The organism is Nocardia sp. NPDC057353 (assembly GCF_042667085.1).
Taxonomy (GTDB): Bacteria; Actinomycetota; Actinomycetes; order Mycobacteriales; family Mycobacteriaceae; genus Nocardia.
The window spans coordinates 1-13,263 of sequence record NZ_JBHVAK010000104.1; the positions used below are offsets into that span (position 1 = coordinate 1).

Here is a 13,263-nt window from a genome sequence, read left to right on the forward strand (position 1 = left end):
GTGGATGCTCTGGGCCGCACCGCTCTTCGTGCTGCTCGCCGTCGGCGTCGGCTTCGCCATCTACCGCACCGTGGCGAACAAGCCCGCCCCCGCCCTCGTCCCGTAATCCGCACGGGTGCCGCGCCGGTGCGCGCCGAACCATCCGGCGACCACCGGCCCGGCCCCGGTCCACCTTCCATCCGCGACGCTCGGCCCGTTCCACCCAGCGACGACAACGATCGTCCCCGATCCACACCGTGCCGATGCCACCCGACCGCTATCCCGAGCGGCGCTCGAACTGTCAGGAGCCTCGATGACCAGCACCGATTCGACCACAGCCGCCAGGGCGCACGCCCGCGCGCAGGCGGCCGCCGCGGCGCTTCCCGGACCCGAGCTGCCCGCGGGCATCGACCCCGCGACGGTCGTGCTCCGCGACCGCATCCCGGCGGGCGGCTACCTGACGCGAGTCCTCGGCCGCGGCACCAGAATCCGCCTCACCGACCCCACCGGCGCCGCCTGCGCGCACCTGCTGCTGCTCCGCGCGGAGGCGCCGTGGGAGCGGCTGAACGTCGCCGACACCCTGAAGGTCCCGTGGCAGGCGTACCTCGGCACCGGCCACCCGCTCCTCTCCGACCAGGGCCGGGTGCTGGCCACGGTGCTCGCCGACACCTCCGGCCACCACGACGCGCTCTGCGGACCGACCCCCGAGGTCAGGCAGGCGCTGCGGTTGGGCGCGGCCAAGCACGGGCTGGCGCCCGCCGATGTCGGGCCCACGCTCTCCTTCTTCCGCGGGGTCCGGGTCGATGCCGACGGCGGGCTGGTGAGCACCGGCAGCGCCGAGCCCGGCGCCGCGCTCGACCTGCTGATCCACCTGCCGGTCACCCTGCTGCTGGCGTCCGGCGGCCACCCGCTGGACGAGCGCCCGGCCGCCGAGCTGGACGTAGTCGCCTGGGCCGCGCCGGACGACCTCGCACTGCAACCGAATCCGGACCCGGAGTATCTGCGGGCCGTCGACAACACCGAGGCGGCCTGGACCGCCGCCCGCAACCAGGGGGTCCCGGCATGACCAGCACCGAAACGCTCGTCCGCGACGAGACCGTCGCCGCCTGCGCGCCCTGGTCCACCGTGGTGCGCGCGGGCGAGCAGCTCCGCATCATCGACCTGCACGGCAACCAGGCCGTCGACTGCCTGCTCTACTCCGCCGCCGACCCCGCGGGCGAGCGGTACAGCGCGCAGGCGACGGTGACCGCGCAGCGCAATATCTTCCTGACCACAGGCAGCGTGCTGCGCACCGACTCCGGCGCCGCGCTCATGACGGTGCTCGCCGACGAGGTCGGCAACCACGACACCCTGGCCGGCGCCTGCTCGCAGGAGTCGAACACGCTGCGCTACGGGCAGCACACCAGGCACCAGCACGCCTGCGTGGAGAACTTCCTCACCGAGGCACTGAAGTGGGGGCTCGGCAAGCGGGACCTGGTCTCGAACATCAACTGGTTCATGAACGTCCCGGTGGAGCCGGACGGCACGCTCGGCATCGTGGACGGGCTCTCCGCGCCCGGCAAGTCGGTGACGCTGCGCGCCGAGATCGACACCCTGGTGCTGGTCTCCAACTGCCCGCAGATCAACAACCCGTGCAACGGCTTCGACCCGACGCCGGTGCGCATGGTGGTGACCCGATGAGCGTCTTCACCGAACCGGCGGCGACCGCGCACACCGGCGTGCCGTGGAAGCCGCTCGCCCGGCCCGCCGCCCCCGGCACCGAGTGGCAGGCTGCGCCCGGCGAGCCGCCGACGGTCACCGTCGTGCGGCCCGGCCCATTGAGCACGGTCCAGGACTGGCCAGGCCGCACCGGCTACTGGCACGTCGGGGTCCCCCCGTCGGGCCCGATGGACGACCTCTCCTTCCGCCTCGGCAATCGCGCCGTCGGAAACCCCGAGGGCGCACCGGGGCTGGAGTGCACCCTCGTAGGCCCCGCACTGCGTTTCGAGCGCGCCACCGCCGTCTGCGTGACCGGCGCACCGACACCGGTCACGGTGAACGGCGAGCCGGTCCCGCAGTGGCGGGCGGTCACCGTCCCCGCGGGCGGCACGCTGGAGGTCGGCGCCGTCACCGGACCGGGCCTCCGGGTCTACGTACTCATCGCGGGCGGCCTCGGCCTGCCCGAATACCTCGGCAGCACCGCGACCTTCACGCTCGGCAAGTTCGGCGGCAGCACCGGCGGCGTGCTCCGCGAGGGCGAGGTACTGCGGCTGGGCGAACCGGTGAGCACCCCCACCGGCGCGGTCCCGATGGAGCACCAGCCCGCGCTCACCCGACACTGGCAGCTCGCCGTCACCGAGGGCCCGCACGGCGCCCCGGAGTTCTTCACCCGCGCCGACATCGACACCCTCTACGCGACCCCGTACGAGGTGCACTTCAACTCCGACCGCACCGGCGTCCGGCTGATCGGCCCGAAACCGGCCTGGGCCCGCCCGGACGGCGGCGAGGCCGGGCTGCACCCGTCGAACATCCACGACACCCCGTACTCCGTCGGCGCACTGGACTTCACCGGCGACACCCCCATCCTGCTCGGCCCGGACGGCCCCAGCCTGGGCGGTTTCGTCTGCCCGGTCACGGTGACCGCCGCCGACCGCTGGAAGCTCGGCCAGCTCGCCCCCGGCGACACCGTGCGCTTCGTCCCGGTCCGCGGCGCCACCACCGCCCCGCTGCGCGAGCTGGGCCGGAAACGCCGTGCCGGTTTCCCGATCGTGCTCAGCACCGGCGGCGACGGCGACGACGGGGTGCTGCGCCGCGGCCACGTCGACGACGAGACCTCGGTGACGTACCGGCGCGCGGGCGACGACGGCGTCCTCGTCGAGTACGGCGAAATGACGCTGGACCTCGCGCTCCGCGCCCGCGTGCACGCCCTGTACGAGCACCTGAACACCGACCGCCCGCGCGGCATCACCGAACTCACCCCCGGCATCCGCTCGCTGCAAGTCCGCACCGACCCCGCGCTCCTCCCGGTCCCCCGCCTCCTCGACCTGCTCGCCGAGGCCGAGACCGCCATCCCCGCCGCGAGCGACCTGGTGGTCCCCAGCCGGACCGTGCACCTCCCGCTCTCCTGGGACGACCCCGCCACCCGCGAGGCCATCACCCGCTACATGCACGGCGTGCGCGCCGACGCGCCGTGGTGCCCGTGGAACATCGAGTTCATCCGGCGGGTCAACGGCCTGGAGACGGTGCAGGAGGTCTACGACACCGTCTTCGACGCCGAGTACCTGGTACTCGGGCTCGGCGACGTCTACCTGGGCGCGCCGGTCGCCACCCCCACCGACCCCAGGCACCGCCTGGTCACCACCAAGTACAACCCGGCCCGCACCTGGACCCCGGAGAACGCCGTCGGCATCGGCGGTGCGTACATGTGCATCTACGGCATGGAGGGGCCGGGCGGGTACCAGTTCGTCGGCCGCACCACCCAGGTCTGGAACCACCGCGCGACCGGCGGCGACGATCCCTGGCTGCTCCGCTTCTTCGACCGCATCCGCTGGTACCCGGTCGAGGCGGACGAACTGCTCGACCTGCGCGCCGACTTCACCGGGGACGTGCGCACCGAGGACGGGCACTTCTCGCTCGCCGAGTACCGCGCGTTCCTCGACAAGGAGTCGGGATCCATCGCGGAGTTCCGCGGCAGGCAGTCGGCGGCGTTCGGGGCCGAGCGGGAGTCGTGGCGGCGGGCGGGTGAGCTGTAGGGCGTCGACGACGCCGGCGGCGCGCGTCGGGGCACCGCCGCGGTCACCTCCGCATGGTCTCGCGCGGAGACCGGCCGTAGGCCTGCCGGTAGGCCGCGGCGAACCGCCCCGGGTGCGCGAACCCCCAGTCCCGCGCGATCGAGGTGACGCTCTCGGTGCTGTCGGCGGCGGCTCGCCGGAGCTGCTCGTGCGCCCCGGCGAGCCGGATCCGGCGCAGATAGGCCATCGGGGTGGTGCCGAGGTGGGTGCGGAAGGCGAGCTGGACCGCGCGCGGGGTGACGAAGGCGGCCGCGGCGATCTCGGTGATGGTGAGGTCGGCGCGGGCGTTGGTCTCGATGAAAGCGACGGCACGCCGCACGGTCTCGGGACGGGCGTCGCGCCGGTCGCGGGCGCGTTCGTCCGCGCTGTCGGTCGGGAAGACCTGCGCGACCGCGGTCGCGACGTAGGTGGCGAGGGTCTGGGTGACCAGCGGGGAGTCCGGGCCCGCAGCGGCGAGCCGAATCTGTTCGATGACTCCGGCCAACATCCGGGCGCCGCTGGGGAGGGGTCGGTGGCCGAGAAGGCGGACCGGAGCGCCGCCGGGATCGGAGCCTGCCACCCGGGTCAGCAGCAGCGGGTCGATCGAGAGCATGTCGTCCCAGGTCCGGTTCAGCCTGCCGGTGGCGGGCTCGTCGGGGCGGGCGAGGAGCGCGAGCCTGCCCGGCCCGATGGCGACGCTGTCACCGGCGGGGCCGGTGTGCTCGACCACCCCGCGGTGCACCGAGCAGACCGACCAGGTGCCGAGCGGGTCCACCGCGTAGGTCATGGCGGCGCCGAACCGCAGCCGGTCCAGCGTCACCCCCGGCCCCAGCTGGATCCGGTCGAGGGTGGTCGGGTCCGCGGCGGCGGCGCTGTCGAAGCGGACCCGCGCGTAGGCCCGGCTCAGGAAGTCCTCGACCACGTCGAGGTCGGAACTGGCGAAGCGCACGGCGCGGGTGTCCTCAGTCGGAGGCATGCGGCAGCGCCACGAGGGTGAGGACCTGGCCTGCCGGGCTGCCCGCGGGCGCGCGCAGCCGCAGCTCGGTCCCGGCGGCGAGGCTGCGGACGTCGAGCTCGTGCAGCATCGCCACCCCGGCGCTGGCCAGGTGGGTGACGGCGGAGAGGTCGACGGTCAGCGCGCGGGTACCGCCCGCGCCTGCGGCGGCCATGGCCGCGGCGACCTCGGCCCGTGGTGGTGGCATCGATCGGGCCCGCGATGCGCAGCCTGCCGGGGCCCTCGTGCTCGATCCGCAGCGCCGCGGCCGCGTCCGGCACGGCGACCGGCCCCGGGGACAGGGTATCGGCGGTGAGCAGCCGGGCCGGGCGCTGCAGCTGGTGGTCGAGGTGCACCTCGGTGCAGCCGCCGGGATGCTCGACGGCGCAGGCGTCGACGAGCCTGCCGACCATCGCCAGGCCGCGGCCACGGTAACCGGCGGGATCGGCGGCGGGTTCCCGCCAGCGGCCCTCGTCACGCACCAGGACGCGCAGGTCGCCGGTCCCGACGATCTCGGCGGTGACCTCGACCGGGCCGGGGCGGCCGGCATCGCGGTAGGCGTGCTCGACCGCATTGGTCACCAGCTCACCGACCGCGTGCTGCACGGCGTGCGCGTCCGCGGCGCCGATGTGCGCGGCGTCGAGCCACTTCGCCAGCGCGGTGCGGACCTCGGCGACGGTCTCCGACACGGCGGGCGCGACGGCCGCGAAGCCCGTGACCGGCGCGGTGCGCTGCGCGACCAGCAGGGTGATGTCGTCGGTGTGGCCGGTGGCGCGGGTCAGCAGCTCGAGGGTCTGGACCGCGACGCGCTCCACCGTCGTCGGCTCGGACGAGGCGAGGGCGCGGTCGGCCGCCACGTCCGCGGCGACCTGGGCCAGCTCCACCGACGCACCGGCCAGCTCGCGGCCGGGTCGTTCCAGGATGCCGTCGGTGTAGAGCAGCACCAGGTCGCCGGGGTCGATGAGGTCATGGCCGAGGTGGAACGCGCCGTTCGTCGCCAGCGGCCCGGCTCCGGTCGGGGGCAGGTAGCGGGGCTGCCCGGCCGCGGGCACGATGAGCGGAGGCGGATGGCCCGCGGTGACGTAGCCGAGCTCGCCGGTGCCGAAGTCGAGCACGACCACGCACACCGTGGCCGCCCTGGCCGCGCGCACCCGCAGCGCGAGCCGGTCCACCGCCTCCAGGGCGAGGGCCATGTCGCCGGTCTCGGAGAGCCGGTCCCACAGCAGCACCCGGAGCTGACCCATGATCGCCGAGGCCTGCACGCCGTGGCCGACCACGTCCCCGACCACCAGCGCGACCCGGCCGCCCGGCAGCGCGACCGCGTCGAACCAGTCGCCGCCCGCGGCGGTCTCGGTGTCGGCGAGCAGGTAGCTGGCGGCGATCTCCAGGCCGGGCAGCACCGGGACCCCGCGCGGCAGCAGCGCGCGCTGCATGGCGTCGATGACGTCGCGGGCCCGCTCGAAGCGCTGCTCGGCCGCGCTCACCGCTCCTGGGCGGCCTGCCGTTCGCGAACCCGCTCGGTCACATCGACGGCGGTCACGATCACCCCCGCGACCTCGCCGTCGTGATCGCGCCACGGCGTGACGTCGATATCGACGAATATCTCCACCGGCCCGGAACCGGGCACGTCGAGCCGCGCGCGCCACTCCCGCAGCGATTGCGGTCGCCCCGAGGTCAGCACTTCGCGGTAGACCGCATGGACACGCTGCCCCGCCACCTCGGGAACGGCCTCCATGAGCGGCCGTCCGAGCATGCGATCACGGCAGGCGAACACGCGGGTGGCGCCGTTGACCGCCACGTACCGCAGATCCGTGCCCGCCAGCGCGGCCGCCATCATCGGGAGCTGCTCGAATACCTGCTGCACGACCGCCGGATCACCGACCCGGTCCGAGCGGCCGTACCCCGCATCGCCGGTCATCACCCCTCCGTTCGCGAACCAATCGGAAACCGCACACCCTGACGGTCACCCCGGCTCAGCGGAGTAAGGTCTGGTGCGGCGTGCAGCCGTAGACTTGCCGGTAGTAGCCGGCGAAGCGGCCGGGATTGACGAAACCCCACCGATACGCGATGGCGGTGACCGTCTCGCCGCCACCGGGCGCGGCGGCGAGCAGGTCGGCGTGCGCGCAGTCGAGCCGGATGCGGCGCAGATACTGGACCGGCGTGGTGTGCAGGTGCCGCTGGAACGCCAGCTGCACCGCGCGGATCGTCACGTACGCCGCGGAGGCGATGTCGGCCAGCGAAATATCCTCCGCGGCACGGGTTTCCATGAAGGCGATCGCCCGGCGCACCGTCTCGGAGTGCGTGTCGTTGCGGTCGACGTGCGTCGGCTCGCCCGCGGTGGCGGGAAAGGCGTCGAGGGCGACCGCGGCGAGAAAATCCGCGGCGGTGGCCGTCGTCAGCGGATTGCCCGCGAGCGCCGCGGCGTTGGCGCCGAAGTGCTCGATCGCGCCTGCCAGGCGCCGGGCGGCCGCAGCGCTCGCCGGGGCGTTGGCGCCGAGCCGCGGCGGCCGCTCCCGCGGGCTCAGGTCCGCGACGCGGGCGAGCAGCTCGGGTTCCAGGGTGATCAGGTCGTACGCGGCGTGCCGCATGACGCCGCTGTGCGGGCGATCGGGTGGCTCCAGCGCCAGCACCGCACCGCGGCGAAGCGCCACCGGTTCGGCGCCGGTGAGCCGCACCTGCGCGGTGCCGTCCCGGACGAGCAGGACACTCCAGCACCCGATCGGCTCCGTGCTGTAGGCGACGTCGGTCCCGAACCGCAGGGTCGCGTGCGAGGCCGCGCCGACCTGCTGGCGCACCATCCGCGCGCCCGCCCGCGCGCTCGGTGAGCCGAAGCGCAGCGCCGCGAAGAACCTGCCCAGGTGGGTCTCGGCCGCAGCCAGATCGTCGGTGTCGACCACGAGGCGGCCCGGCCGCACCTCGACCGCCCCCCGCTTTCCCGGCTCGCGGGGAGCGCGCCTGCCTGCCGGGCGGGTGGGCGGGTTCTCGATCACGTCGCCATCACCTGCCGTTCGTCGCCATGCGCGCCGTCCTACCTGCCGCTCCCGGCCGCAAACATTCGCCCTACCGGGAGCGAGTGCCTGCTCAGGTGTGCGCGAAGCCGGCGGTGTCGTGCTGCGGGCGCTCCTGGGTGCGTAGCCGCGGCATGACCTGCTCGAGCGCTTCGAGCAGGAGACCCGCGAGGTCGTGCGTGAAGCCGTTGCGCACCACGACGCGCAGCGCCGCCAGGTCCTCCCGGTCGGCCGGGAAGGTGTAGGCGGGGACCAGCCAGCCGTGTTCGCGCAGCGCGGCGGAGACGTCGAAGACCGAGTAGCCGGATTCGCCCTCGGCCAGGGTGAAGGCGAAGACCGGGAGTTCGCTGCCGTCGGTGAGCAGGCGGAACGGGCCGAGCGCGGCGATCCGCGCGGCCAGTTCGGTGGCGACCTCGCGGCAGTACCCCTGGATGCGGGTGTAGCCGGCGCGGCCGAGCCGCAGGAAGCTGTAGTACTGGGCGACCACCTGGGCGCCGGGTCGGGAGAAGTTGAGCGCGAAGGTCGGCATCTCGCCGCCGAGGTAGTTCACCCGGAAGATGAGGTCGTCCGGGAGCGCGGGGGTGTCGCGCCAGAGCACCCAGCCGACGCCCGGGTACACCAGGCCGTACTTGTGCCCGGAGGTGTTGATCGAGGCGACGCGCGGGAGGCGGAAGTCCCAGACCAGGTCCGGGTCGCAGAACGGGGCGATCATGGCGCCCGAGGCGCCGTCCACGTGCACCGGGATGTTCCAGCCCCTGTCCTTTTCGAGCCGGTCCAGCGCGGCGCAGATCTCGGCGACCGGCTCGTAGCTGCCGTCGAAGGTGGAGCCGAGGACGGCGACGACGCCGATGGTGTTCTCGTCGCAGTACGGGAGCGCGGCCTCGGCGGTCAGGTGGTAGCGGTCGCCCGCCATCGGCACCAGCCGGGGCTCGACATCCCAGTAGTTGGCGAACTTGTCCCAGCACACCTGGACATTGCCGCCCATCACCAGGTTCGGCTTATCGGCCGAGAGCCCGGCCGCCCTGCGCTGCTGCTGCCACCGGCGTTTCAGCGCCAGCCCGGCCAGCATGCACGCCTCGCTCGACCCGGTCGTCGAGCAGCCGGGCGCCGTCGCCGGGTCCTGGGCGTTCCACAGGTCGGCGAGCATGTGCACGCAGCGCTGCTCCAACTCCGCGGTGCGCGGGTACTCGTCCTTGTCGATCATGTTCTTGTCGAAGCACTCTTGCATGAGCTTCTGCGCGGACGGCTCCATCCAGGTGGTCACGAAGGTCGCCAGATTGAGCCTGGCATTGCCGTCCAGCATCAATTCGTCGTGCACCACCTGGTACGCGACATCGCTGTCCAGTTCCCCGTCCGGCATGCGGTCCCGCGGGACGGTGATGGGTTCCCTGGTGAAAACCGGGTTCACCGCCACCTCCGCCGGGCGGTGCGGGTGGGGGTCGGACGGGTGCGACAGCGGCATAGCGGCTCCTGCCTCTCGGCCGGGCGATCTGGTGCGCCCAGCGTATCGCCAGGTCCGCGACGTTCCCCGCTTCCGCGCTACCCGGCGTGCCGGTCCAGGTACTCGGCGACCGCCCTGCGGATGACCTCGCTCTGCGAAACGGCTTCGCGTTCCGCGCGGGCGGCGAGGCGATCCCGGAGTGCCGCCGGGAGGCGGACGGACTGGCCCGGCGTCTTTCCCGGCTTCGTACCCGATGGGCGGCCCTTGCGCAGGACCGTGAGACCGACCTCTACCGGGCCGAGTATTTCCGTGTCGCGCACGGGGTTCGCGGCGTAGTCATCGGCCATTCGCTCGTAGTCGTCGGCGCTCAGCCGCCGATCCGGGGCATCGTCCTTGCTCATGAGCTGCCCCTCCTCTCCTTGCGTTGCGGGGCGAAATCGCGGTCCGCTTCCGCGAGCAGCGCGCCGAGGCGCGTCCGCTCGACCAGTTCTCGTCGCAACATCATCGCGTGGAAGACAGCTCAGGTCAGTGGACCTTGCGCTCCAGGTCGTCCAGGGTCCAGGGCGGCTCGCCGTTGTGGTCGCGGTAGGCGACGATGGTCGGGGTGGGGCGGTCGAAGCGGCCGACGAAATTGCCTGCGGCGATGAAGATCTGGCCGGTGACGTCCTTGGCTCGGTCGGTGGCGAGGTAGAGGTAGAGCTGGGCGGCGTAGTCGGGGGGTGGGGCGTCCAAGGCGCCCCGGGTGGAGAGTTCGTCGAGCATTCCGCGGCGGTGGAGCTCGTGGATCTTGGCTTCGTAGGCGTCGCCGGTGGAGAGGCGGGTGCGGGCGCCGGGGCAGATGACATTGGCGCGGATGGCGTGTTCGCGGAGTTCGGCGGCGATGGCGAGGGTGAGGCTGGTGACGGCGCCCTTGCCCGCGGCGTAGCCGGTGCCGCCGTAGTCGCCGAGGTAGGCGAAGGAGCTGGTGTTGATGATGGTGCCGCGGCCCTGGTCCACCATGAGCGGGGCGGCGGCGCGGCAGGTGGTGAAGACGGTTTCCAGGTGGGAGTCGAGGAGGGTGCGCCATTCGTCGGGGCGCACGGTGACGATCGAGGAGCCCTCCGGCTCGGCGATGCCCGCGCAATTGACCAGCACGTCGACCGCGCCGAACTCCGCGACGCACGCACCGATCAGCCGGTCGGCCACCTGCGGGTCGGCGGCGGAGCCTGCGATACCGACGGCGCCGAGCTCGGCGGCGACGCGGTCCACCGCATCCACTGAGCGGCCGTTCACCACCACCCCCGCCCCTTCGGCGGCGAGCGCGGCGGCGACGGCGCGGCCGATCCCGCTGGTCCCGCCGACGACGACGGCACCGCGGCCGGTCAACTCAGCCATGTGTCTCCTCACGATTCAGACGCCGGGCATCCCGGCGAAGAGCAGCCGGAATACCGACGGCAGGTTGGGGGTGATCCGGGTGGAGGGCACGAAGGGCGGGCCCTCGTTGGTGTCGGTGACGATGTAGTCGGCATGGCTGTTCGGGACCCGGTCCAGCACGCCGCTGCAGTTCGGGCCGCCGGTGGCGTTCACCTTCGGCAGGTCCTGCGGGTACTGGTAGGCGGGGGCGCCGTACATGAAGCTGGCGAAGAACGAGGCGCCGGGCTTGTTGCCGCCGAAGAGCGACTCGGCCAGCGGCATGGCGTTGTTGATCCCTACCACCAGGCAGTACAGCACCGGCTTGTATTCATAAAGCAGCTCGGCGGTCGGGCGAAGGAGCGCCAGCGATTCGACCAGCGCCTGCTCGTTCTCGCCGAGTACGGCGGTGCCGGTGTCGGACAACCCGATGAGCCCGAGCAGCATGGCGTCCACGCCCTGCGAGCGCTCGGCGATGGTGGCCGCGGTGACGGTGGCGTTGTCGACGGTGCGCAGCAGGTCGGGCGCGGTGTCGGCGTACAAACCGGTCACCTGGGCGGTGGCGGCGAGGTCGCGCTCCAGCGCGGGGAGGCTGGGGTTCAGCTCGGCGAGGTAGGCGTCGGAGCGGGTGAGCAGCGCGCCGAGCTCGGCCCCGCGGCCGTCCAGCGCCTGCCCGATAGCGGTCAGCGTGGCATTGAGCTTGGCCGGGTCGACCGCGGCGAGCAGCCTGCTGAGCCGCTGGAAGAGCGTGTCGAACTCGACCGTCACCGCGGCGGCGCGCAGCAGCGTGCCCGGCCGCATGGCGGTCGGCGCCGGATCCTCCGGGACCACGAAGTTCACGTACTTGGCGCCGAAGACGGTCGTCGAGCGGATGTCGACCGTGGCATTGCTCGGCACCAGCTCCAGCCGCTCCGGGTCGACCCGCAGCTCCAGCCGCGCGGTGTCGCCGATGGACTCGACCGAGGCGACCGTGCCGATCTCCACCCCGCGCACCCGCACCTTGGCGTCCGGGTCGAGCACCAGCCCGCTGCGCGGCGCCTCGACGGTGAGCGCGACGGTCTCCTGGAAGCGCCCGGCGAACAGCGCCAGCGACAACCCCGCCACGGCTAGGAGAAGAGCGACCATCCCCAGTGCCGCCACCTTGTAGCGGACCAGCGACCAGAACACAGCGGCCTGCGATTTTGCCGACGCGTCATTGCGTTTCTGCACGGTTCACCTCTCGCCGGACGAGCGCTTTCTTCCTTGCTTGGCCATCACGGCCGTAGTACTGTCCAGACAGGTGTCCATCATATGTCTGGACAGCAACCTGGGGAAGGATTTCCGATGAGTCCGGTGAAACCGCGACGGGTCTCCGGTGGCGAGCACGAGCACGGCCATCTCGAGGAGTTCCGCACCGACCCGATCGCCCTGATGAAGCGCATCCGCTCCGAGTGCGGTGACGTGGGCTCGTTCCAGCTGGCGGACAAGAAGGTGCTGCTGCTCACCGGCGCCGAGGCGAACGAGTTCTTCTTCCGCTCCGCCGACGAGGACCTGGACCAGGCCGCGGCCTACCCGTTCATGAAGCCGATCTTCGGCGAGGGCGTGGTCTTCGACGCCAGCCCGGAGCGGCGCAAGGAGATGCTGCACAACTCCGCGCTGCGCGCCGACCAGATGCGCGGCCACGCCGCGACCATCGAGCGCGAGGTCGAGCGGATGATCGCGGACTGGGGTGACGAGGGCGAGATCGACCTGCTCGAGTTCTTCGCCGAGCTCACGATCTACACCTCGTCGGCGTGTTTGATCGGCCCCAAGTTCCGCGAGGAGCTGGATATCCGGTTCGCCAAGCTCTACCACGAGCTGGAGCGCGGCACCGACGCGCTCGCCTACGTGGACCCGTACCTGCCGATCGAGAGCTTCCGGATCCGCGACGAGGCCCGCGCCGCCCTGGTCGACCTGGTGCAGGCCATCATGGACCAGCGGCGGGCGAACCCGGCGGGCAAGGAGGACCGGGACCTGCTCGACGTGCTGATCTCGGTCCCGGACGACGACGGCAACCCGCGCTTCGACGCCAGCGTGATCACCGGCATCTTCATCTCCATGATGTTCGCCGGGCACCACACCACCTCCGGCACCGCGGCCTGGTCGGTGATCGAGCTGCTCCGGCACCCCGAGGTGCTCTCCGGCGTGGTGAAGGAGCTGGACGAGCTGTACGCCGACGGGTCGGCGGTGAGCTTCAACGCGCTGCGGCAGATCCCGCAGCTGGAGGCGGTGCTCAAGGAGACGCTGCGGCTGCACCCGCCGCTCATCATCCTGATGCGGGTGGCGCGCGACTCGTTCGAGGTCTGCGGCACCGAGATCGCCGAGGGCGACCTGGTGGCGGCGACCCCGGCCATCTCGAACCGGCTGCCGGAGGACTTCCCGAACCCGGACTCCTTCGACCCCGGCCGCTACATCGACCCGAACCAGGAGGACCTGCTCAACCGCTGGACCTGGATCCCGTTCGGCGCGGGCAGGCACCGCTGCGTCGGCGCGGCCTTCGCGCTCATGCAGCTCAAGGCGATCTTCTCGGTGCTGCTCCGGGACTGGGAGTTCGAGATGACGCAGCCATCGGAGAGCTACCGCAACGACCACAGCAAGATGGTGGTGCAGCTGGCCCAGCCGTGCCGGGTGCGCTACCGGCGTCGGCAGCGCTGAGAACAGACGGGGCCCGCCGCGCGCGTGACG

The 13,263-nt window shown here is 72.5% G+C and carries 12 protein-coding genes; 4 read left to right on the forward strand and 8 right to left on the reverse strand.

The window, feature by feature from the left end:
* Nucleotides 1–292 precede the first annotated feature (292 nt).
* Genes ACFUUZ_RS30550 through ACFUUZ_RS30560 form a run of 3 tightly spaced genes read left to right on the forward strand, consistent with a single transcriptional unit; the run spans nt 293 to nt 3,710 of the window.
* Complete coding sequence (locus ACFUUZ_RS30550) at nt 293–1,045, forward strand: DUF1989 domain-containing protein (RefSeq protein ID WP_378702316.1); 753 nt, start codon at nt 293–295, stop codon at nt 1,043–1,045.
* A complete protein-coding gene (locus tag ACFUUZ_RS30555; RefSeq protein WP_378702318.1) occupies nt 1,042–1,659 on the forward strand; it encodes an urea amidolyase associated protein UAAP2 in 618 nt (205 codons plus the stop codon). The genes ACFUUZ_RS30550 and ACFUUZ_RS30555 overlap by 4 nt, the downstream gene beginning before the upstream one ends.
* A complete protein-coding gene (locus ACFUUZ_RS30560; protein ID WP_378702320.1) occupies nt 1,656–3,710 on the forward strand; it encodes a 5-oxoprolinase/urea amidolyase family protein in 2,055 nt (684 codons plus the stop codon). Before ACFUUZ_RS30555 ends, ACFUUZ_RS30560 begins: the two co-directional genes overlap by 4 nt.
* Before the next feature lie 43 nt (nt 3,711–3,753).
* Here ACFUUZ_RS30560 and ACFUUZ_RS30565 read toward each other — a convergent pair whose 3' ends face one another.
* From ACFUUZ_RS30565 to ACFUUZ_RS30600, 8 genes are all read right to left on the reverse strand, one after another.
* Nucleotides 3,754–4,677 (reverse strand): AraC family transcriptional regulator, encoded by a 924-nt coding sequence (locus ACFUUZ_RS30565; protein WP_378702322.1) that lies wholly within the window; start codon nt 4,675–4,677, stop codon nt 3,754–3,756.
* Nucleotides 4,632–6,206: a SpoIIE family protein phosphatase gene (locus tag ACFUUZ_RS30570; protein WP_378702324.1), complete on the reverse strand. Its 1,575-nt coding sequence runs from the start codon at nt 6,204–6,206 to the stop codon at nt 4,632–4,634. Before ACFUUZ_RS30570 ends, ACFUUZ_RS30565 begins: the two co-directional genes overlap by 46 nt.
* On the reverse strand, nt 6,203–6,640 hold the full coding sequence (locus tag ACFUUZ_RS30575) for a PAS domain-containing protein (RefSeq protein WP_378702326.1): 438 nt from the start codon (nt 6,638–6,640) through the stop codon (nt 6,203–6,205). Before ACFUUZ_RS30575 ends, ACFUUZ_RS30570 begins: the two co-directional genes overlap by 4 nt.
* A 55-nt stretch (nt 6,641–6,695) precedes the next feature.
* Entirely contained in the window at nt 6,696–7,712 is a 1,017-nt protein-coding gene (locus ACFUUZ_RS30580) for a helix-turn-helix transcriptional regulator (protein ID WP_378702328.1), read from the reverse strand.
* A gap of 91 nt (nt 7,713–7,803) precedes the next feature.
* The gene (locus ACFUUZ_RS30585) at nt 7,804–9,192 is read right to left on the reverse strand and encodes a glutamate decarboxylase (RefSeq protein ID WP_378702330.1); all 1,389 of its coding nucleotides are present in this window, start codon (nt 9,190–9,192) and stop codon (nt 7,804–7,806) included.
* Nucleotides 9,193–9,269: 77 nt separating this feature from the next.
* Nucleotides 9,270–9,572 (reverse strand): CopG family transcriptional regulator, encoded by a 303-nt coding sequence (locus ACFUUZ_RS30590; RefSeq protein WP_378702332.1) that lies wholly within the window; start codon nt 9,570–9,572, stop codon nt 9,270–9,272.
* 124 nt (nt 9,573–9,696) lie between these two features.
* Nucleotides 9,697–10,545: an SDR family NAD(P)-dependent oxidoreductase gene (locus ACFUUZ_RS30595; protein ID WP_378702333.1), complete on the reverse strand. Its 849-nt coding sequence runs from the start codon at nt 10,543–10,545 to the stop codon at nt 9,697–9,699.
* Between the two features lie 15 nt (nt 10,546–10,560).
* Nucleotides 10,561–11,685 carry an MCE family protein gene (locus ACFUUZ_RS30600; RefSeq protein WP_378702335.1) on the reverse strand — a complete coding sequence of 375 codons (1,125 nt, stop codon included), beginning with the start codon at nt 11,683–11,685 and terminating at the stop codon, nt 10,561–10,563.
* A gap of 198 nt (nt 11,686–11,883) precedes the next feature.
* Here ACFUUZ_RS30600 and ACFUUZ_RS30605 point away from each other — a divergent pair, with 198 nt between their 5' ends.
* Nucleotides 11,884–13,233: a cytochrome P450 gene (locus tag ACFUUZ_RS30605; protein WP_378702334.1), complete on the forward strand. Its 1,350-nt coding sequence runs from the start codon at nt 11,884–11,886 to the stop codon at nt 13,231–13,233.
* Nucleotides 13,234–13,263 lie beyond the last annotated feature (30 nt).